This is a genomic window from Fusibacter paucivorans, assembly GCF_018390735.1.
Classification (GTDB): domain Bacteria; phylum Bacillota; class Clostridia; order Peptostreptococcales; family Acidaminobacteraceae; genus Fusibacter; species Fusibacter paucivorans.
Window position 1 is genome coordinate 1 of the sequence record NZ_JAHBCL010000044.1, and the last position, 21,173, is coordinate 21,173.

Annotated in this window: 18 protein-coding genes and 17 tRNA genes; 5 read left to right on the forward strand and 30 right to left on the reverse strand. The window is 40.8% G+C overall.

Going from position 1 to position 21,173, the window contains the following annotated elements:
* Positions 1-126: 126 nt before the first annotated feature.
* Positions 127-903, forward strand: coding sequence for an NRDE family protein (locus tag KHM83_RS17760; protein ID WP_246543191.1), 777 nt, complete (start codon positions 127-129; stop codon positions 901-903).
* Between the two features lie 175 nt (positions 904-1,078).
* Here the strand turns inward: KHM83_RS17760 and KHM83_RS17765 are convergent, their stop codons facing one another.
* The 3 genes from KHM83_RS17765 to KHM83_RS17775 are packed head-to-tail and all read right to left on the reverse strand — an operon-like array spanning position 1,079 to position 2,589.
* Entirely contained in the window at positions 1,079-1,555 is a 477-nt protein-coding gene (locus KHM83_RS17765) for a YbaK/EbsC family protein (protein WP_213238393.1), read from the reverse strand.
* Positions 1,545-2,126, reverse strand: a complete 582-nt coding sequence (locus KHM83_RS17770; RefSeq protein WP_213238394.1) for a flavodoxin family protein — start codon at positions 2,124-2,126, stop codon at positions 1,545-1,547. The genes KHM83_RS17765 and KHM83_RS17770 overlap by 11 nt, the downstream gene beginning before the upstream one ends.
* Before the next feature lie 19 nt (positions 2,127-2,145).
* Complete coding sequence (locus KHM83_RS17775; RefSeq protein WP_213238395.1) at positions 2,146-2,589, reverse strand: C-GCAxxG-C-C family protein; 444 nt, start codon at positions 2,587-2,589, stop codon at positions 2,146-2,148.
* Positions 2,590-2,724: 135 nt separating this feature from the next.
* Here KHM83_RS17775 and KHM83_RS17780 point away from each other — a divergent pair, with 135 nt between their 5' ends.
* On the forward strand, positions 2,725-2,958 hold the full coding sequence (locus KHM83_RS17780; protein WP_213238396.1) for a hypothetical protein: 234 nt from the start codon (positions 2,725-2,727) through the stop codon (positions 2,956-2,958).
* A gap of 205 nt (positions 2,959-3,163) precedes the next feature.
* Here KHM83_RS17780 and KHM83_RS17785 read toward each other — a convergent pair whose 3' ends face one another.
* The 6 genes from KHM83_RS17785 to hflX all read right to left on the reverse strand — a co-directional run bounded on the left by KHM83_RS17785 (position 3,164) and on the right by hflX (position 8,272).
* Positions 3,164-3,886, reverse strand: a complete 723-nt coding sequence (locus KHM83_RS17785) for a YebC/PmpR family DNA-binding transcriptional regulator (protein WP_213238397.1) — start codon at positions 3,884-3,886, stop codon at positions 3,164-3,166.
* A gap of 122 nt (positions 3,887-4,008) precedes the next feature.
* The gene (locus KHM83_RS17790) at positions 4,009-5,418 is read right to left on the reverse strand and encodes a DUF2812 domain-containing protein (RefSeq protein ID WP_213238398.1); all 1,410 of its coding nucleotides are present in this window, start codon (positions 5,416-5,418) and stop codon (positions 4,009-4,011) included.
* A 16-nt stretch (positions 5,419-5,434) separates the two neighbouring features.
* Positions 5,435-5,740, reverse strand: a complete 306-nt coding sequence (locus KHM83_RS17795) for a PadR family transcriptional regulator (protein ID WP_213238399.1) — start codon at positions 5,738-5,740, stop codon at positions 5,435-5,437.
* 168 nt (positions 5,741-5,908) lie between these two features.
* Entirely contained in the window at positions 5,909-6,310 is a 402-nt protein-coding gene (locus KHM83_RS17800; RefSeq protein WP_343213175.1) for a CoA-binding protein, read from the reverse strand.
* A 14-nt stretch (positions 6,311-6,324) separates the two neighbouring features.
* On the reverse strand, positions 6,325-6,975 hold the full coding sequence (locus tag KHM83_RS17805) for a YigZ family protein (RefSeq protein ID WP_213238401.1): 651 nt from the start codon (positions 6,973-6,975) through the stop codon (positions 6,325-6,327).
* Complete coding sequence (gene hflX, locus KHM83_RS17810) at positions 6,962-8,272, reverse strand: GTPase HflX (protein ID WP_213238402.1); 1,311 nt, start codon at positions 8,270-8,272, stop codon at positions 6,962-6,964. Before hflX ends, KHM83_RS17805 begins: the two co-directional genes overlap by 14 nt.
* 164 nt (positions 8,273-8,436) lie before the next feature.
* On the opposite strand from hflX, the gene KHM83_RS17815 reads away from it, so the two are divergent.
* Positions 8,437-11,886 (forward strand): transglycosylase domain-containing protein, encoded by a 3,450-nt coding sequence (locus tag KHM83_RS17815; RefSeq protein WP_213238403.1) that lies wholly within the window; start codon positions 8,437-8,439, stop codon positions 11,884-11,886.
* 191 nt (positions 11,887-12,077) lie between these two features.
* Here KHM83_RS17815 and thiI read toward each other — a convergent pair whose 3' ends face one another.
* Both thiI and KHM83_RS17825 read right to left on the reverse strand, forming a co-directional pair.
* Entirely contained in the window at positions 12,078-13,286 is a 1,209-nt protein-coding gene (gene thiI / locus KHM83_RS17820) for a tRNA uracil 4-sulfurtransferase ThiI (protein ID WP_213238404.1), read from the reverse strand.
* Positions 13,287-13,288: 2 nt separating this feature from the next.
* The gene (locus KHM83_RS17825; protein WP_213238405.1) at positions 13,289-14,443 is read right to left on the reverse strand and encodes a cysteine desulfurase family protein; all 1,155 of its coding nucleotides are present in this window, start codon (positions 14,441-14,443) and stop codon (positions 13,289-13,291) included.
* Positions 14,444-14,914: 471 nt separating this feature from the next.
* Here KHM83_RS17825 and KHM83_RS17830 point away from each other — a divergent pair, with 471 nt between their 5' ends.
* Positions 14,915-15,904, forward strand: a complete 990-nt coding sequence (locus KHM83_RS17830; RefSeq protein WP_213238406.1) for an asparaginase — start codon at positions 14,915-14,917, stop codon at positions 15,902-15,904.
* Positions 15,905-16,140: 236 nt separating this feature from the next.
* On the opposite strand, the gene KHM83_RS17835 is transcribed toward KHM83_RS17830, so the two are convergent.
* On the reverse strand, positions 16,141-16,803 hold the full coding sequence (locus tag KHM83_RS17835) for a ferritin-like domain-containing protein (RefSeq protein ID WP_213238407.1): 663 nt from the start codon (positions 16,801-16,803) through the stop codon (positions 16,141-16,143).
* Between the two features lie 237 nt (positions 16,804-17,040).
* Complete coding sequence (locus KHM83_RS17840; RefSeq protein WP_213238408.1) at positions 17,041-18,081, reverse strand: HD-GYP domain-containing protein; 1,041 nt, start codon at positions 18,079-18,081, stop codon at positions 17,041-17,043.
* 363 nt (positions 18,082-18,444) lie between these two features.
* Here KHM83_RS17840 and KHM83_RS17845 point away from each other — a divergent pair, with 363 nt between their 5' ends.
* Positions 18,445-19,455 (forward strand): ribonuclease H-like domain-containing protein, encoded by a 1,011-nt coding sequence (locus KHM83_RS17845; RefSeq protein ID WP_213238409.1) that lies wholly within the window; start codon positions 18,445-18,447, stop codon positions 19,453-19,455.
* Positions 19,456-19,589: 134 nt separating this feature from the next.
* Here KHM83_RS17845 and KHM83_RS17850 read toward each other — a convergent pair.
* The 17 genes from KHM83_RS17850 to KHM83_RS17930 form a co-directional block, all read right to left on the reverse strand.
* Positions 19,590-19,665: transfer RNA gene (locus KHM83_RS17850), tRNA-Phe, on the reverse strand.
* A 14-nt stretch (positions 19,666-19,679) separates the two neighbouring features.
* Positions 19,680-19,756, reverse strand: a tRNA-Ile gene (locus KHM83_RS17855).
* Positions 19,757-19,773: 17 nt separating this feature from the next.
* Positions 19,774-19,850, reverse strand: a tRNA-Pro gene (locus KHM83_RS17860).
* 20 nt (positions 19,851-19,870) lie between these two features.
* A tRNA-Trp gene (locus KHM83_RS17865) sits at positions 19,871-19,946 on the reverse strand.
* A 15-nt stretch (positions 19,947-19,961) separates the two neighbouring features.
* Positions 19,962-20,038, reverse strand: a tRNA-Ile gene (locus KHM83_RS17870).
* Between the two features lie 12 nt (positions 20,039-20,050).
* Positions 20,051-20,142: transfer RNA gene (locus KHM83_RS17875), tRNA-Ser, on the reverse strand.
* Positions 20,143-20,150: 8 nt separating this feature from the next.
* Positions 20,151-20,239 (reverse strand) — tRNA-Ser (locus KHM83_RS17880).
* A gap of 5 nt (positions 20,240-20,244) precedes the next feature.
* Positions 20,245-20,320 (reverse strand) — tRNA-Lys (locus KHM83_RS17885).
* Between the two features lie 5 nt (positions 20,321-20,325).
* Positions 20,326-20,400 (reverse strand) — tRNA-Gln (locus KHM83_RS17890).
* Positions 20,401-20,403: 3 nt separating this feature from the next.
* Positions 20,404-20,479: transfer RNA gene (locus KHM83_RS17895), tRNA-Val, on the reverse strand.
* A gap of 3 nt (positions 20,480-20,482) precedes the next feature.
* A tRNA-Gly gene (locus KHM83_RS17900) sits at positions 20,483-20,556 on the reverse strand.
* Positions 20,557-20,561: 5 nt separating this feature from the next.
* A tRNA-Tyr gene (locus tag KHM83_RS17905) sits at positions 20,562-20,646 on the reverse strand.
* 7 nt (positions 20,647-20,653) lie between these two features.
* Positions 20,654-20,729, reverse strand: a tRNA-Thr gene (locus KHM83_RS17910).
* 34 nt (positions 20,730-20,763) lie between these two features.
* A tRNA-Asp gene (locus tag KHM83_RS17915) sits at positions 20,764-20,840 on the reverse strand.
* 34 nt (positions 20,841-20,874) lie between these two features.
* Positions 20,875-20,949 (reverse strand) — tRNA-Glu (locus tag KHM83_RS17920).
* Positions 20,950-20,956: 7 nt separating this feature from the next.
* A tRNA-Met gene (locus tag KHM83_RS17925) sits at positions 20,957-21,033 on the reverse strand.
* Positions 21,034-21,061: 28 nt separating this feature from the next.
* Positions 21,062-21,136, reverse strand: a tRNA-Met gene (locus KHM83_RS17930).
* Positions 21,137-21,173 lie beyond the last annotated feature (37 nt).

The window sequence follows — 21,173 nt, forward strand, 5'->3', positions numbered from 1 at the left end:
ACGATGTTTAGTAAAATCAAGGGAAGGTGTCTGTGATCCATCTGAACTATAGATTTGAAATTATCAAAGAACATTCGGGGCGGTAATTGAACCGTTACCCTATATTTATCTTACAAGGAGGTAAATATGTGTACAGCAGTTATCGCTTATAAAGTTCATCCCAATTATCCACTGATCCTCTTATCCAATCGTGACGAATTCTACAACCGTCCGACAAAAGACGCCGGTTTTTGGGAACGCGCCCCTCAAATATTGAGTGGCATTGATCTCGAAAAAGGTGGTACATGGCTTGGCATAACTCGGACAGGTTATCTATCATTATTGACAAATTATCGTGATTTTTCAAAGCACGTTGAAGAACCATTATCCCGCGGTCTTTTAACCAAAAATTATTTGGAAAACCCCATACCTTTTGCCGAATATGCTGCAGGTCTTTCAGCCTCCAGCCAACAGTATAATCCTTATAATATTATTTTTGGCAGTTTTGACGATCTCGGCTATTACAGCAATATTTCTGATAAGCCCATCTCGCTAGAACCGGGAATCTATGGCCTCAGTAATGGCCTTCTCAATGATCCGTGGCCAAAAGTCTCAACGGCAATGGAAGCACTCAGAGTCTATATAGAACTCGTTAATCCAGATGATACACTTGATGAAGAAACCCTTTTCAGCATTCTCTCTTCACCAGTAACGTACCCTTTGGAATTACTCCCAAAGACAGGTATTTCAGAAGCCCTTGAAATCGACCTATCTTCAATTTTTATCGAACTTGACACCTATGGCACCCGTATGCAAACGCTGTTGTATGTTGATAATCTGCGAAATGTTACCTTTACAGAGCGCGCACGTCAAAATGAACAGGAATGGTCCGAACACCGCTTTGCCTTTCGATGCTGGCGCTAGTTCCCGCGATTATAAAAAGACTCTAAAAAAAAGATTTGAATCATCCTTTTGATGGCTCAAATCTTTTTTGTAACAACGGCCGACATAATATGACGTCAGCCGCTTAATTTTCTTTTTTTCAATTTCGTGGGCACTTCAAAGATAAATTGAGAAAGCCCTTAGCATTTTTAAATCTTTAATCCTGCTGCCAGTTCTTGCAGACATCTACCCACTTGGGTTCATTGACGTACTGCGTCAACTCGTCAGGCGTTAGTTCAATAGCCGAATTAGCACTGCCGCATGCGGGAAAAACAGTCTCAAATCTTTTTAATGAAACATCCAGAAAAACTGGCGGATTATGCTTCAAAGCAAACGGGCAGACACCACCAACCGGATGTCCTGTCATCGGTTCCACCTCGTCGAATTTCAACATACTTGCTTTAACGGCAAACTCATCTTTAAACTTTCGATTGTCAATACTGGCATCTCCTGCGACAACGACAATAATTGGACCTTCCTTCCCTTTAATGGAAATCGTCTTGGCAATTCTTGCCGGAATCACCCCCAAAGCCTCCGCTGCAAGTGATACCGTTGCACTTGATACTTCGAATTCCAGTACATCTGCTTCGCGTCCAACTTCTTTAAAATATGCTTTGACTTCTTTAATCGACATCTTCAACTCCTTCTGTATCCAATAAGTGAATAATCCGCTGCTGTATAATTTCTTTAATCATTTGATTCTCAGCAACAGGATATTCTTTTGTATTATAGTATTCTACCACATCGATGATGTCCATATTCAAATCACTGAGGACATTGGTAATACCCGTAATGGTATGTCCCATACTTTCTTTCGTCGTACCTCTGCATACGCCTAGAACAATTGCTTTTTGCTTAACTGGCTGCGGCGATTTTCTGCGTTCGAATCCTAGGTAGAAAGTACGATCTAAAAAAGCTTTCATTTGCGCAGACATGTCATAGTGATACGTTGGTGACGCAAAAATAACACCTTCGGCAAAATCAAGCGACTTAACCACTTTGGCTATTTCATCATGCATATGACAGTCACCAGTGGTTAAACAGGCTTCACACCCATCACACGTTATAATCCCATCACTTGGCAAATAAATCTTTTCAACTTCTTTTTCAACCGTACCTAGTGCTTCGAGCATATAGTCAACCAGTCGATCTGTATTTTTTCCAGGTCTTGAACTTCCGACGATCGCAAGCCATTTGCGTTTCATACAACACCTCTTTTATTCATTACGATAATGCCATTTGCTTTTCAACCAGTCTTATTGCGCGTTCAATTGCCACTGGACACTTCTCCGCAATAAGCCCTTTGGATTCAATGATCGCCCGCTCCTCAGGAATTGAACTATTATAACCATCCAAAATATCCTGGCAGCGCACTGCCTGTTGAAGTACCTTAAATTCATTGACAAAACTTGCTGTCATCTCTCCAACACGCTGTTTTTCCTCTGGACTGTCTGGCTGATCATAACCATTATACATGCCCATTGCCATAAGTGCACCGGTTAATGCACCACAGACTTCCCCCATCCGCATACCGCCGCCAAAACAGGCTGCAATGCGAAGTGCAGTTTTTTGATCTATCAATAAATCTTCTGAAAAAGTGGCAAAAACTGCCTGACTGCAGCTGAAGCCCCTTTCACGCAATGAAAATGCTAACGCAACTCTATCCATCATGACCTCCCTTGCTGTTATATAACATTGTACCACCATTTTGAAGAACACTCCATAGCCTAATCATGTTTACAAATGCAATGATTGGGCATACAATATATGTAAACCATTACAACTTGAAAAGGAGGCAATGCTATGAACGGTTTTGTCACTGTCACTTTCGAAGCATTTGCTGAATGCATTGACCTAGCTAGCGGGGAACCAGATGCATTCAAAGCGCTTGTGCTTAAAAGAATGGGTGATTGCAACGGCGTCACGGTAACAGATCACGACAATCCATGCTTTTCTATTCAATTTAAAGAACCAAAAAGATTACAAACATTTGAACATCTCGACGATTATGTTCAAGAATTGGATCATTGGTTCTAAACGCATCATGATTTCAGTCCGAATTTAACAAAATTCGGGCTTTTTTCAATAGGATCGTCAATTTTTTTAATTGATTTTCTTCATTGCCTAGCGCCGCTGATAGCCTATCCCGGTGTCGTTGCCCATCATCACGCACTTTGTGATAAAAAAACACCTTTTGCACATCGGTATTCAACCACCAAGCGCCAAAGGTGTTCTATCATTTTTATTCTACTTCTTCCCAATTGTGATAGACATTTTGTACATCATCATTATCCTCTAAAAGATCAATGAGTTTTTGCATGTATTTGATGTCATCTGCATCTGCAAGCTGTGACATTGTTTGCGGTAAATACCTTAGCTCCGCCATTGAAAAATCATAGCCCTGCTCTGCTAATGAATCTCTTACAGAAGCAAAATCAGATACATCCGTAATGATTTCATAATAATCTTCTTCAATTGACAAGTCTTCAGCGCCGGCTTCAATAATTGCCATTTCAACTTCTTCGTCATCCATGCTTTCCTGCTTGTCGATAACGAGAACGCCTTTATGATCAAACATAAAGGAAACACAACCATTTGTACCGAGATTGCCTTTACCTTTGACAAAATAACTGCGGACATCTGATGCCGTTCGATTAGTGTTATCGGTTAAGCACTCAACCAGCACTGCTACACCACCAGGACCGTAGCCCTCATAAGTCAATTCTGTAAAGACGGCTCCATCGTTTTCGCCAGCACCTTTTTTGATTGCTCTATCAATATTGTCATTGGGCATATTGATGGCCTTTGCCTTTTCAATAGCGCTCTTTAATGCAGCATTGTACTCGGGGTCGGGTCCACCTTCTCTCGCCGCTACCATGATATAGCGTCCAATTTTCGTGAATTCTTTTGCTTTCTTGGCATCTTGTTTGCCTTTTCGATTGATGATTGTCCCTATTCTTCCCACGTTCGTTTTCTCCATTTCTTGAGTTTATATGCAAAAATATCATAGCACATTCCGTTCGCTAAATAAAGTCATTCCTTTGCACATCTCAAAATCTAACCCGACCAAAATCGCACTATACCTTGCTACTCATTCAATAATTGCTCTGAAGAAAACGTCATTTCCGCTTCTGTCGGCATCCAGTCATAACCAATTTTTACAATGCGATTGCCTTTGCAAAATAGAAAAGTCTCAGAAGGTTCATCACCGTAGTAAAGCTGATATGCCACATCTGCCTGCCAAAGGCTCGCATCTATCTCTCGATAGCGATTTGTCTTGAACCCCTCTTCCACTGCATAATCATCAACATACTGCTGCAAGTAATAATTTAAACAGTAGTCAAACAGCCAATCGAATTTGACATCAATAATCTCATAGTACATCGTCGGAATATCAGGATTAAAGGTATAATCTCTCTGGTCATACTGCCGCCATCGCAGCAGAATAGAATTGTTATCCTGCGCCTCATAACTATAATCTGGAAAATCAATTGCCTTAAACTGTTCAACAATGAGCGGCATGGGATCGTCGTGGACATACCACGTATGCTTTGTCCCATTTGGCGATGAAAATGTACGTTCAACAGCAGTGGATTGATGTGCTCTATGATAATCAACAAGTTTAAAAACAAAAGTCGTCAACAATCCCATCATGATAAAGGATAAAACAATGGCACTGATAACCGTCACCGTCATATTGGTCTTTCTTGATACGCCTGCTGCTTTTAACTTGTTTTTGACAAAATTGACACCAAAAATAACCATTGTGATCTGCCCAACACTGGCAATGCCAATCCATATAAGCTGATCCTCATAAAGTGTCATCAGCATCCACAATAAAACGCCTAGTGACAAAAGGAGCAAAACCAAGTTTAAATGGCGATGCCCTTTAGTTGGCAGACACGTCCCGCCAATTGAAGTTGCCTTTTTTGAATCGCGCCACCATTTGAAATAGCTTACTAAACTGATGCCACCACTTATACCAACGATGCTCCAAGCAAAAATGACACTGAGATATACATTATTCGAAAGCTGCATGATCGGCATTCGTATAATACTGCTGACCTGCATTAGTATTTGAAAAATTGCCAATACGATTAACACCACCGTACTCGGCAAAAAATTTTTCTTCATTGCGTGATGAATGCTGTTAAGTTTCAGTGCTTCATCGGTTTCAATTGGAATTGCGTCCTCAGAATCTGTATAAAAGATTTGCATCTGCGCCCATGTAACAGCCAGTTGATAACCGCACTCATTGCAATAATCGTAAAACATTTCTTGATTCGATGATGGATATGGCGAAAAATCAGATGCCTGCGCAAAATAAGTAATTGTATAATGCCGATCGACAGGATCAATTCTTTTATATTGCCAATAGAATGGCGTGATTTTCTCAATATGCCATCCCTTTTGGGCCATTTTATTCAAATGCGCTTCTATTGCTTCAAAATCATTAAATCGAAAACTTTCTATACGTCTTTTTCGGTCTCTTTTCAATGGGATCTCCCTGCCTTTATGTATGACTTTCGTAATCATATATCATACGATTTAAACGATGGTACTCACGTTGAAGCGCTTCTAATCCTAGTGCTGTAATAATATAACTTCGCTTGCGCCCTTCAATTTTAGTTTCCTTAATCATTTGCGCCTGCTCAAACTGCTCTAGAAGATTGTATAATGTTCCAGGACCAACGATAACCCGTTCGTTTGTCATAAGCTGTATTTGCATCATAATATCCATGCCGTAGCACTCTTCTCGCAATACGAGCAATATATAAAACATTTGTTCTGTCAGCGTGTGAAATTTTTCTCGAGGCATTTATTGACTCCTTATTATCGAATATCGCTAATAAGATTTTAGCGATTTTTTTTGCTTTCGTCAAGCAGGTAATTTGCACCAGAATAGTGAAGGGTAAAAATAAATTACATAAAAAAAACGTTCGACATTCGTCGAACGCATCATTGTATTCATTAAAAATTTGGCACTTTATAATTGATTATTGCGTCTGTCGAGTTCAACCATGACACAGTTGTAATAGACGGTATCAAGACCGGCACCTTCTGACTTTTCAATGATTTCAGGTGTAAATGTCCCCGGCTGGAACCAGATGTTTTGAATGCCGAATTCGATGACTTCATCAAGTACTTTTTCGGCGCGTTCAGGCCCAACGACAACATCGACACAGTCGACTTTTCTCGGTAAATCCTTTAATGACGGATAGCAGGCATCACCGTCAACAGTTTCATACGCCGGATTAACTGCATAGACTTCGTAACCGTAGTGTTTTAACTTTTTATAGATTTTGTTTCCGAATTTGGCAGGATTATCAGTGGCGCCAACAACGGCCCACACTTTTTTGTCCAACATTTTTTGCATTAATGCTTCCATATTCATTCTCCTCTCTAAATCTCGATCAATTGATTCTCTTTAAAAGTTAAATACATTTGTTCAGGCTCTCCCATCTCAACCTTATTGGCTGTCATATCAATGATTTGAGCAATGACTTGATCGTATGATTCCGGTTCAATCCTCAACTGCATACATACGCGGTCTGAAAATGACGTATCTGCCACAATCACAGGCGCTTGATTCATGCAATAATTTTGGATTTTTCCATGCAATGTATAATCAAAAACCATATCTACCGACTGGTAAACACGTTTTTCAATAACACCAACTGATTCTAAAACAGCCTTCGCGCTATCTGTATAGGCACGAACCAGACCGCCTGTACCGAGCTTTATGCCGCCAAAATACCGTGTAATAACGAGGCAGATATCTGTAATCCCTTCTTTTTTTAACATTTCCATCACCGGAATACCAGCAGTTCCAGAGGGCTCACCATCATCAGAATATCGCTGTACTGCATAATCGGCGCCAATCAAAAAGATGGGGACATTATGAGTCGCATGCCAGTGCTTCTTGCGAATGCGTTCAATAAAGTCATTGGCTTCCGCTTCTGTTGCCACTGGGCAAACATGACCGATAAAACGCGATTTTTGTATCGTTATTTCGAATGCCTCTTCGGCACCCACCGTCTTATAATTTTTCATCATCATCGCCTTCATTTATTCTATCAGAAACGAGGTATTGGGCGTAGCGATGATAATCTGCCTGATTCACAGTCGTTTTAATGCTCGTTCCCGTTTCTGTGTAATCAAGCGCATCGACTTCATAGGTTTCACACAAATAGGATGCGATGCCGCCTTCAGAATAAGGAATAACAAAATTGACCGGAACCATATCTTTAAAGAGCTGTTTCTTAATCGCTTCGATCAATGCCTCAAAACCTGTACCGGTCTTTGCAGAAATATAGAACACTTGGTTGTCACCGCGCTGAGGCAAAATATCCAATTTGTCAATTTTATTAAAAAGCGTCAATTGTGTTTTTTCATGTGCCTTAAGTTCTCTAAGCACTTGATGGGTAACGGTCATCTGCATTTCATAATGGGCATCTGATGCATCGACAACATGCAACAGCAGATCGGCAGACAGCGCCTCTTCCAGTGTTGCCTTAAAAGCATCGACTAGACTGTGCGGCAGCTTAGAAACAAAACCGACGGTATCTGTCAAAACAAATTCTTTCTTATCTGTTAAGACAATTCGTCGATTGTAAGTATCCAGTGTTGCAAAGAGCATGTCTTTTTCAAAAACCTGTTTTTCCATCTCTCCAACTTCAGAAATTTCAATAAACCGATTCATAATTGAAGATTTGCCGGCATTGGTATAACCGACAAGCGCAACAATTGGGATACCGTTTTTTTCGCGAAGCTGCCTTTGGACCGTTCTGTTTTTCTCTGTTTCTTTTATCTGTCGACGAATATCATCAATGCGCTCTTGAATGCGCCTTCTATCTATTTCGAGTTTTTGTTCACCGGGACCTCTCGTGCCAATACCGCCCCCTGTCCTCGACATTGACTTCCCAAGACCGGTAAGTCGCGGCAGGCGGTACCTGAGCTGCGCCAGTTCTACTTGTAGTTTAGCAATTTTAGTCTGTGCTCGAACCGCGAAGATATCGAGAATCAATGCGGTTCGATCAATGACCTTAACATCCAGCATACCTTCCAGATTTCTGATCTGAGCACCGGATAATTCATCATTAAAAATCACGAGGTTGGCATCATAAGCCAAAACAGCAATACGAACCTCCTCTACTTTTCCCGTTCCTATAAACGTCGTCGCCTCTACAGACGCTTTATTCTGTATCAGTGAATCCACGACTTCGGCGCCTGCAGCTCTAGCGAGCTCGGCGAGTTCCTGCATGGATGATTCGATATCGACTGTATCTTTGACGCCTAAACTAAGTCCTACAAGGACTGCACGCTGTATGCTCAATTGCCCTGAATCCATTAATATCACCTACTTTTCATATAGTCATTATACACCAAAACCCTAATATTACAAAAAGATTATTTAAAGGCAAACCGTTTAACAGCCGTTTTTAAATATGTTATAATACATTGATGTAATTTGCATTCATTTTGACGTCGATAGGACACCAGGAGGTATCAAAAATGGAGCGAAAAAACAAGGTTTCTTCAACGCCTGCGAGCAATGGCAGAAGCCCAAAAAAGAAGCGAAAAAAATCATCTTTTAACATTATAAATATCTTGAAAGTGCTGTTAATCGTTGGCGTTCTCTGTGGGATTATTGGTGGCGCTGTCGGTTATTTTTACGTCATGGGCATTCTTAAAAATATCGAGCCCATTGACCCGTCTCTGATCGAAGCAACGCTGACGGAAAATTCTGTCATCGTGGATGATCAAGGCCGTGTCTTAGAACAAATTCGAAACGCAAAAGGCTTGAGAACGGTTGTGCGATTTGACGAGATTAGCGATAACTTGATTAATGCCTTTGTCTCCGTCGAAGATAAAACATTTTGGCATCATAATGGCTTTAACTTTATCAGGCTTGTTGGTGCCGTGAAGGATTCTGTCCTTTCAGGCAAGCGAATTGGCGGCACGAGTACCATCACGCAGCAGCTCGCCAGAAATATCTACTTGCCTGATTCATTAAAAGAACGTACCATAGATCGAAAAGTCAAAGAGGCTTATTATGCGATTGAGCTGGAAAAATACTTGAAGAAAGAGCAAATCATTGAAGCCTACTTAAATCTGATTTATCTCGGTTCAAGTTCTAATGGTGTTGAGGCCGCATCAGAAATTTATTTTAACAAAAATGCCAGTGAGCTCGATCTCGTTGAGGCCGCGATGCTGGCGGGTGTTCCAAAAGAACCGCTGCGTTATGCACCAATGATTACCAAAGAAAAAGTCGATGTTACTGAAGAGGACTATATTATTGATGATTCCGACCCGCTCTACACCATTGTCTTCAATACCGGCTGCATTGACCGCTATAAAACCGTTATCTATCTCATGCATGAGAATGGCTATATTTCAGATGCAGAGTATGATGCAGCAAAAGATGTCGATTTAAGAACAAAACTTAACCCCGGCCAAGCAGGTGAAGCACAGATCACATCCTATTTTGCCGATATGGTTAAAGATGATGTCATCAATGATTTAATGGCTACTTACGACTATTCCTATTCTGATGCTTCAAATATGCTCTATACAAATGGACTCGTCATTCATTCGACGATTGATTTTGACATGCAAAAGACGCTTGAAAGCAACTACGCACTGGACAATTTCACAGAATATTACAGTGAATCGACCTACAGCGCCGTCAAGGCTTTTCAAAGCGCTTACGGTCTTTCATCTGATGGTATCGCCGGGCAGACAACATTGTCAAAAATAGCAGAGGTATCAAATCTCAATTTATCTCTTTTTACGCAGAATATCTATAAAAAGGGAGTTTCCGCTGAAGAAGTCATCGAACTCAACCGCGTCCTCTATGAAATGGGCTATTATTCCAATAATGAAAACTTCCCAAGGGTAACCGTTCGCGTCGATTCAGAAGGCAATATTATTTCACAGGAAACAAAGCGAATACTGCTTTATCGTCAGGAAAATTTCGTTGATTCGAATATGAACTTGATCATCCCCGCTTCAGATTATCAATTTGACAGCGAAGGCAATCTCGTCCTCTTTAAAAATAAACGACTCAGTTTTTACCCGCATTACCAAGATGATCAGCTCGTCAGCATTCAAGTCGTCGTCAAAGAAACCTATAAGTACGACAATGGCGAAGATACAAATGCAAAGCTTTCTGCCGGTACACACAATATTTCAGGCCTGTATACTTATGAAGGCCGCGATGTTTTCATTCCAAATGAATACAAGTCATTTGACGAAAATAAAAATGTCATTGTCGATAAATCATTTTTCACTGAAAATCCGGATTTCTTCACGGTAGATGCCAATAATAATTTACTCGTCGGTGAGAGCGATTACTACATCAGCAGCACGGGAATCATTCAACCTCAATCAGCAATGGTCATCGTTGATTATCGCACTGGTGAACTCAAAGCCATTGTCGGCGGCCGAAATATTACTGGTCAGAAAATATACAACCGTGCAACAAATCCTCGTCAGCCCGGTTCGTCCATTAAGCCGCTTTCTGTCTTTACACCGGCGATTGATTCCGGAAAATATACAGCCGCCACTGTCCTCGATGACATCCCCGTATACCTCAGCGGCGATCCAAACACTCGCTGGCCGGTTAACTGGTATGAAAATTCAAGCAGTTACTCAAAATACTGGGGGCTCGTTACACTTCGTGAAAGCGTTCAGTGGTCCATCAATGTAACAGCCGCATTGATTGCTCAGGATTTAGGCGTTGATACAACGCTCTCATATCTCGAGAAATTCGGCATCACGTCATTGGTCAAAGAAGGCAACAGCAACGATTACAATCTTTCTGCCGTTTCATTGGGCGGTATGACTAAAGGCGTTTCACCATTTGAGATGACAAGTGCTTACGGTGCTATCGCCAATAAGGGTGTCCGCAATGAAACAATTACCTATTCCAGCGTTGAAAACCGTTCAGGCGATATTATTCTTGAAAACAAACAGGAGAAAACATATGTCGTCGATGAAAATGTCGCTTACGTCGTACAGGATATGATGAAATCTTCTGTTTTAAACGGTGTTGCATCATCTGCCAAACTTTATCCAAATAACGATACGATTCCCGTTTCCGGTAAGACAGGGACAACATCTAATAAAATGGACGCTTGGTTTATCGGTTATACACCTTATTACGTTGGCGGTGTCTGGTTCGGGAATGATATCAATATTCCACTGGATCAAGGCTCTAAAGTTTCTGCACAGTTCTGGCAAAAGGTCATGACTGAAATTCACGCAGATCTTGAACCGATGGATTTTGAAAAACCAGATGGCGTCGTGACGGCAATGGTTGATACGAAATCAGGTAAAAAGCCTACAGAGCTTTCTTATATGGATCCCCGCAATACGGTTACTTCTGAAGTATTCTTAAGGGGAACAGAGCCAAAAGAAGATGATGACGTTCACGTCGCAGGCAATATCTGCCTTGAAAGCGGCAAACTCGCTACTGAAAAATGTCCGACGACACTCGTTGAGACGCGGGTTTTCGTTAAGCGTCCCGTCCCATACGACCCGGAAACACATCTTGACAGATCGGGAAATCCTATTTATCCTGGGGACTGGATTTATGAACTGCCAAGCGAAACCTGTGATATTCACAACAGTATTAACATCGATATCTTTGATTACACTGGTTATGAGGATGTTGTGCCGGCTGTGACCTTCCCTGATGGCAGCCGAATTGTGCAAAGACCATTCTATATTGAATTGACAGATGGGCAAAAGATCTTGTTGCCTGTCAGTACGAAAATTCTTGCAGACAATACGGTAATTTTCCCTGATAACTCAACGATACCGTCATATATGGTTAAGAGCATCCCGATCTTTGATCTACAGGATTACAATCAAGGCACAAACGCAACACCTGATGTTAACAATGCCATCAATGAAATTGATGACAACAGCAATGTCACCGAAGATGATTTTGCAAACTAGCAGATCTAAGTAGCGAACTCTTTTAGCAAAAAATTCACACGATCATCAATTGACAGATGATCCTATCACATCATAAACATTTCAATCAAAAAGGATGTACCTTGGCATACAATTTCATGCCTCGATACATCCTTTTTTAAGTTTTCATTTTCTTTGTATAAGATTTCACGCTTTCACATCATTCTCTTACACTATTCGTTTACTTCCCTTGGATCTTTCGCAATCTTTTCCCAAACAATGATAAAAGTTTCTTCTGATTCTACTGCACGATCAATTAATGCCTCAACAGCCAATTTGCTTTCAGAATACTCGAGTTTTTCAACTTTTGGCTTGGTGACAACTTTATCCGGCAAAAATACTGTACAGCAGTCTTCGAATGGTAAAATAGATGTCTCAAATGTCTCAATTTTTTTAGCGACATCAATAATATCGAGCTTATCATAAGCGATTAACGGTCGTAAGATCGGCAATGACACCGAGGCATTTGTCGCCGTTAAACCTTCCATTGTCTGACTCGCCACCTGACCGATGTTTTCACCGGTAATCAGGCATTGACATCTGTTTTTTTCAGAAATCTTTTCTGCAATGCGCATCATAAACCTTCTAGAGAGAATCGTCATCTCTTCCTCCGGGCAATGTTCTGCAATGCTCTGCTGTATTTCAAGCAAATTGATACTGTGAATTTTTAAATGCTGTGTATACCGCGTTAGTGTTTTCCCCAAATCCAGTACTTTTTCTAATGCGCGTTCGCTGGTAAAAGGATAAGAATGAAAATGAACTGCTTCTAATTCTACACCGCGCTTTGCCATTTGATAACCGGCAACGGGACTATCAATTCCACCTGACAGCAACAGCATGCCCCTGCCCGCTGATCCAAGCGGCAAACCGCCTGGGCCGGCAATCCTGTCTGAAAAAATATAGGTCTTATCGCGTATCTCAAATTGAAGTGTACAGTCGGGATGATGAACGTCAACAGAGAGCGCACCATTGGTTTGACTAAGGATATAAGCACCAATATTTTTGCAAATCTCCGGTGACGTCATATGAAAGCCCTTATTGCTTCGCCGCGCTTCCACTTTGAATGTCTTAATGCCCTTTGTTGTCATAAGATGTTGGATTTCTGCCAATCCTTCTGTTTTCATCTGTTCAAAATCATTTTTAATACATTTTGCTACACTGACTGAAACAATGCCAAAGATGCGCGTAACAGCTTTAATCACCGCCTGCTGATCTTCTTCAGATGAAGCAATAAATAACCGTCCATGTTGATCGAGAACCTTTGCAGATTCAATCTGTGACAAACTGCGCTGTACACTTTTGATCAATTTTTTTTCAAAGAATCTTCGATTGTTTCCCTTTAGTGCCAACTCACCATACCTAACCAATAACAATGTTTCCATCTTTACCTTCTCTTCATCATTTTTAAAAGCATCTTATATATTTTAAGCATCTCAGATGCTGCTAAATCAATTTCTTCAATTGTATTTAGGGCACTAAATGATACCCGAATTGTCCCCTCAATTTGCTTTTCCGGTAATTTGATTGCTGACAGCACATGTGAGAACTGATTTTTTTTCGAATTGCATGCTGAACCTGTTGAAACATAAATTCCAGACATTTCTAAACTGTGAAGCAAAACTTCGCCCTTAACGCCCTCAAAAGAAAGGCTTAAAATATACGGCGTCTGTGGTGCTTCACCATTGACACGAATACCCGGTTCATCTGCAAGTTTTTCGAGTAAACACTTCTTTAAAAGTGCCACATGCGCCGTATGCTCATTCATCTTTTCACAAGCCTCTTTGGCCGCCGCGCCAAAAGCGACAATCCCGACGACATTTTCTGTTCCCGGTCTAATTCCACGTTCCTGCCCGCCGCCAAAAGTTCTTGGTTTTACATCAATACCCTCTCGACAAATCAGTGCGCCAGTTCCTTTTAATCCATTGATTTTATGGCTGCTGATCGTTAGTAAATCAATCCCAAACGCAGGAATGTCAATCGGTGTTTTGCCATAAGCTTGTACGGCGTCTACATGGAATTTAACTTTCGTTCCATTTGATTGATTGTATTTTTCGATCATCGAACCAATTGTCTCAATGGGTTGAAGCGAGCCGATTTCATTATTGGTATGCATGATACTTACAAGCTGTGTTTTCGGCGTAAGTGCTTCAGAAAGTGATGCCATATCAATTTGACCTAAAGCATCAACCTCAAGGTAAACAACGTCATACCCTTCTTTTTCCAGCATCATCATAACATTTAACACGGAAGGGTGCTCAAATGCTGTTGTAATTAAACGGCCGCGCTCCTTGCGTATACTGCCCAATATCGCAAGATTGTTAGCTTCGGTTCCGCCTGATGTGAAAATCACATTTTTTTCGTTAACATTAAGGGATGATGCAATAACGTTTCTCGCCGTGCGCATTGCCTTTTCAGCTTGAAGACCCATTCGATGTAGAGACGACGGATTGCCATAATGCGTGGTTAGTACCGCCTGAATTGCCTCTCGTACCGTTTCACTCACAGGGGTTGTTGCACTGTGGTCTAAATATATTGACATGTTGTTTCCTCTTTCACTTGATCCTTAGCTTATTAGATTGACTCGTTTAAAATATTACTTGGTATAGTTTATTATATATCTATTGTTTTCTTTAAAATTTTTACCGTCTCTACTCATTTTATATCATCATTGTAGGGTTCACCATACGATTCCCTTTTATCTACTCAGGTTCTTGCAATATAGTGTGCCGTTATCGGCTAATATCAGCAATAAGTCGTTGTCATCTTACACCTTAAGGAAATAGCATAATGATCTTTGTAGATCATTTACAACAATAGATTTAATTTTTGTCTTATGAACCCTATGAACATAATACAGATTGCAGTGATAGGATTTAAACATAAATGATACAATTTCCTCACTTATGTCAGAATCATCATAAGACATATTTGACACAATCCTTTAAAAACCAGCCTACTTATTATATAATATTTTTTGCAAATTGAAAATAATCACCTTCCGGAGGTACGCATGAAAAAGAAAGTTGCCGTCGTCTTTACAGGCGGAACCATCTCAATGAAAGTGGATGATCGCATTGCCGCTGCAATTCCCGCTTTGTCTAGTGAAGAAATTATGTCTATGGTTACCAATATTGATCGTGTCGCCAATATCGAAATCGTAAATTTTGGCAGTTATCCAGGACCACATATGACACCCGATAAAATTTTAAAACTATCAAAAGATGTGCAGGCACTTATTAGTCGAAGCGATATAGACGGGGTTGTCATTACCCACGGCACCGATTCACTTGAAGAAACTGCTTACTTCCTTGATTTGAATATCAATCCCTCAAAGCCAATTGTCTTTGTCGCCGCGATGCGTAATGGCTCAGAACTTGGTTACGATGGACCGAGCAATCTTTCCAGTGCCATCTGTACAGCTATTTCAGAAGAAGCTGTCGGCAAGGGCGTGCTCATCGCAATGAATAATGAAGTGAATTCTGCAAGAGAAACGACAAAATCACATACACTTTCCTTAGATACTTTTAAATCAATGGAATTTGGACCGTTAGGGATTGTCGACAATGACCGCGTTATTTTTTATAGAAGTATTTTAACCCATGAACATATTAAAACAGATGCCATTGAACAGAAAGTCGTCCTAATAAAGGCCTGTGTTGGCATGGATTCTAACTATATGCACTATGCCATTACACAAGGTATCAAGGGGTTTGTTATTGAAGCCATGGGGCGCGGCAATTTACCGCCAGCAATGGTGCCCGGTATTGAAGCGGCTATCCAAAACCACTTGCCGGTCATCATTGTTTCACGTTGCGCTATGGGTCGTGTTCTTGATTCATATGGTTATGAAGGCGGCGGTAAGCATTTGCGAAACCTTGGTGCTATTTTTGGCGGTAATTTAAATGGCCAAAAAGCACGTATTAAATTGATGCTCGCCTTAGGCGCGACGAGCAATATAAATGCAATTAAGCACATGTTTGAACAAAATGATTATCAATAATTATCTAATCTGCGATACGCGTATTCATTGAATGCAACCGCATATTGCTTTACCGTTTTTGATCTTTTTATTTTTTTTTTATTTTAACAAAGCCAACGCAATCACCGAATGATTGCGCTGGCTTTTGTCATTATTTACTTTGTTGCGAATAGGGGGAATTCCTGTTTTTCAAATGATTATTAAATGATTGTTTTACAAGTTACCATTTCTAAGCATTCACTTTCATTTTGCCAAAATTATTGATTGTTTCTGAAGCCGTTCATTTGACCAGTGCCATTGCCAGGTGTCTGTGTCTGATTAGCTGCTCGATTGCCATTGCCTCTTCCGCCTTGACCGTTTGACTGTACATTACTTTTACCTAGCCCAGTTGCTGTTGTTGTTTGACGTTCAAATGCATTTAAATGGTTAACAGATGCATTCTTCAAAGCTTCGAAGACAACTGCTACGTCATCCGGCAAATCGGTTTCTAAAAACATTTCATACATATCGATATTATTAATTTCTGCTGTTACGCCAATAGCATAAGTTTCTGCTAAAGTTTCAGGTACTACCACCATATCCGCTGCAGTATTTTCAGGGACATCATAGCCATATGTTTCAAATAGCGGCAGGAGCCATTCAATGTGTGTTTCTTCTGCTTTAGAAATATTCGTAAATGGTCTTTGTACGCCAAATTCTGTCATAATCGCTTCATATTCAGCTAGTGCTGCATATTCGTCTTGAATAGCGTAATCGAGCATCGCTTCTAATGTGATTGACGTTTCCTGAGCCAGTGCTCCTGATGAACCAAAATCTGTATTTGTCGTATCTGCAAAGCTTAATGCTGATCCAATAAGCATTGATGCTGCGATCATGATTCCCATTAATTTTGTGCCTTTTTTATTCATATTCTTTTTCATAATATCCTCCTTATGATTAGCCGTTGTTCGGCTCTGTTTTCTTATTACAGTTACAGTATAGAACTGAAATGTGGAGACATCATGAAGATCCTGTGTGAATAAAAAGGAATTAATGCTTTATTCAAAAACTTCATAAAACTTCTGCTTTTGCATTATTCTAAACTAGAATTGAGCAAAAAAAGAAAAGAGCCTTTCGACTCTTATCATCCAAATTAAGGTCAGACATCCCAAACAGGGCTATAGAACGTCGTCAATATCCACTGAGTAATCCATCGACAAATCAACAAATTCGTTATTGACACGTACTAACGGGCGATTTAACGCATACTTGTTAATATAAACAACATCACCTATACGACCATCATTTAATTTCACACGATTGTTAACAAAAAAAGTGGCGATATTAGAAAGAAAAACTTCGCACACTCTAGGGTCTAGCCCTCGGAAGCTCTCATCTTTTATAATCGAAAAAGCTTTAAAAGAAGACACTTTTTCCTTATAGACGCGATCTGAGGTAATCGCATCGAATACATCAGCCACTGCAATAATCCTAGCGAGAAATGGAGTTTGCTCTTCCGTTAAACCACTTGGATAACCATTGCCATCACTTCGTTCATGATGGAATAAAACAGCTGCCAATACCTCACGCGGTACCGTAGGATTATTTTTGATCACCTCATAGCCAAATTTCGAATGTTCTTTCATATTAGACATTTCGTATGCACTTAGCTGATCTGGTTTGAATAAAATATTATGATCTACCAATGCTTTGCCAATATCGTGCAGCAATCCTGCCAAAGCCACTGTATAAACCGTTTCACTATCCATGTTCATCCATTTCGCTGTAATCGCTGACAGTACAGAGACATTGACGGCGTGTTTAATATAATATTCTTCTGCTACTTCAACATGACGTAAACATTGAAGTACATCATTATCCATTAAAACATGGTCGACAAGCGGTTTAATCTCGTCCAGCAATGTCATTGCATCAAATTCATAATGCTTCGCCTTTATTTGAAAGTAAAGTGTCTTATAAATATCAATCATATTGGCATAAAGATCATTAAAAGTCTGCAATTCATAATTTGACAAAATGGGTGCTTCTGAATCCATCTCATCCAAGTAAACATAATCAATGCTGTGCTTTTTAAAGTAATCAATATGTCGCTTTGTAATCTCCGTACCTTGAGACAAAATAATATTCCCCAAATCATTATAAACGTCTTTAGAAAGGCAATCACCAATTACAAGTTCTTCAATACCAATTTCTCTCATCTCAATCTCCTGAAAGCATTATTATGATTATTTTGTCAGCTCTGCCGTCAGTTTGTCTTATAAAATATAAATCAAACTGACCATATACTTATTATAATATCATAACACATTTCGATATTTTAATAAATAATACCTAAGTTCTAATTTGTTAACTTTATAAGATCAATCACACGTATTTTGTATTAAAACTATACACAACAAAACTGACAGTGCTTTGCAATCTTTTAAATTGGTACATTTGCTCCTTCTATCACAACTAAATTATGAAAACTGATAACCTTTTTTTAAATCTTCAACACTTTACCATTCTTTTATCGCTTTTAACACAGCCAATTATATAGTATGCTGTTGTGAGGAGGACATATGAAAATTATTAAGAACTCAGCGGCTGTCGATACCAGTCAACTGCAAGCTTACTTAGCACTGCTGCAAAATGCAGCCTTTATTGACATTGAAACAACTGGGCTCGGCCATTATCATAAAATTGTTATCATTGGAATTGTTCAATTAGTATCTGATCACTCTGTTGAAATTATCCAATTTTTTAATGATGACGGCATAAGCGAATATGCGATACTTCAAGCTTTGATTGAGCATTTTCACGTATCGGAACAAGCCATTATGCTATCATATAACGGTGACGCCTTCGACTTTCCATTTTTAAATGCACGATATGCGAAGCATCAAATACCTTTTCGAATTAACAAACGACTCAATATCGACCTGCTTAAAATCGCTAGACAAAATAAAGCACGATTTGGCAATGGCAAACTTAACCTAAAGCACATCGAGGAATTTTTGGGGATTCAAAGAACCGACACAATTTCCGGCAAAGAAAGTGTTGAACTCTATCAGCGCTATTTAAAATTAAAATCTAGTACACCGCAACCTATGGAACTGCTTTCAGAACTCGAACATATTATTTTACACCATAATTATGATGATCTTATTAATATGGTTCCCCTGTCTGCATTACTCTCATTGTCTAATGATTTGGTACTTATTCAAAATTTGGCTTATCGCGATCCCCATGATATTCAATGGTATCTTACTGCTTTAAGCATCGAAGGTACACATTTACATTTTCAACTGGATACACATTTTATTAATCAGCCGTACAATATCGAAAAAAACAGCGTTGGTATTTCTTTTGTCAAATGCGAAACCCATCTCGCTATAACAGCAGATGCTGTTTCAATCGATGGCCCTCAAGGTGAACTCGCTATCCTTAATGTATTTAGCATCTTTAACTTTGATTTCCAATCATTGCCTGATTCAAATAAGATGGATTATGTCATGAGCCTTAATGGGCAATGGCAATATCACAATATAGGATGGTTTATTGATTACTGCTTTAAAGCCTTTGATCAATAATTATTTAACATTGAAAAAGACAAACCCCAGCAAACTTATGCATATCCTTTAGACATAAGTTTACTGGGGTTCTATGTTTACAATATAAATTTCGTCAAAAATATAAAAAACACACATTACTACATGTGCATTAATGGTGCCCAGAGGCGGAATCGAACCACCGACACGGGGATTTTCAGTCCCCTGCTCTACCGACTGAGCTATCTGGGCTAAAGATATAAAAATGGTGGGCATAGATGGACTCGAACCATCGACCTCACGCTTATCAGGCGTGCGCTCTAACCAGCTGAGCTATACGCCCACATTAAATGTGGAAAATGGTCGGGGTGGCAGGATTTGAACCCGCGGCCCTCTGGTCCCAAACCAGATGCGCTACCAAACTGCGCTACACCCCGATTATACTCTTTTAAGAAAATGGCAGGGGTGACAGGCTTCGAACCCACGACACGCGGTTTTGGAGACCGCTGCTCTACCAGCTGAGCTACACCCCTATGTGTTGGAATTGATGGTGGGCCTTCAGGGACTCGAACCCCGGACCATCCGGTTATGAGCCGGGCGCTCTAACCAGCTGAGCTAAAGGCCCCAATAAATACTATGGCGGAGAAGGAGGGATTTGAACCCTCGCGCCCCTTATCAAGACCTACTCCCTTAGCAGGGGAGCCTCTTCAGCCACTTGAGTACTTCTCCATAGTATTTGGCGGAGAGGGTGGGATTCGAACCCACGTGGGCTTGCACCCTAACGGTTTTCAAGACCGCCCCGTTATGACCGCTTCGGTACCTCTCCAAATATGGTGATCCATCCGCGACTCGAACGCGGGACACCCTGATTAAAAGTCAGATGCTCTACCAACTGAGCTAATGGACCCTGGTTGGCTGGGGATACAGGATTTGAACCTGTGAATGACGGAGTCAAAGTCCGTTGCCTTACCGCTTGGCGAATCCCCAAAATGGTGGGGGTAACAGGGCTCGAACCTATGACCCTCTGCTTGTAAGGCAGATGCTCTCCCAGCTGAGCTATACCCCCGTATGGAGCGGGTGAAGAGAATCGAACTCTCACAACCGGCTTGGAAGGCCGGGGCTCTACCATTGAGCTACACCCGCAAGTTTGGTGGAGGGAGAAGGATTCGAACCTTCGAAATCACTGATAACGGATTTACAGTCCGTCCCCTTTGGCCACTCGGGAACCCCTCCAAAAACATGGAGCCGGTGATGGGACTCGAACCCGCGACCTACTGATTACAAGTCAGTTGCTCTACCAATTGAGCTACACCGGCAAAATGAAATTAATTGTATTGCAAGCCATAAAAATGGCGACCCAGAACGGACTCGAACCGTCGACCTCCAGCGTGACAGGCTGGCGTTCTAACCAACTGAACTACTGGGCCATAAAATGTGGTTTACGATACCACATAAAACGAATGGTGACCCCTAGGGGAATCGAACCCCTGTTACCGCCGTGAAAGGGCGGTGTCTTGACCGCTTGACCAAGGGGCCATGATAATGGTAGCGGTGAGTGGACTCGAACCACCGACCTTTCGGGTATGAACCGAACGCTCTAGCCAACTAAGCTACACCGCCATAAAATCATGAACTGTTAATTAAATAATGGTTGCGGAGGCAGGATTCGAACCTGCGACCTTTGGGTTATGAGCCCAACGAGCTGCCACTGCTCCACTCCGCGATGCTGATAGCATTGACGTCGATAAGTCAGTCAACCC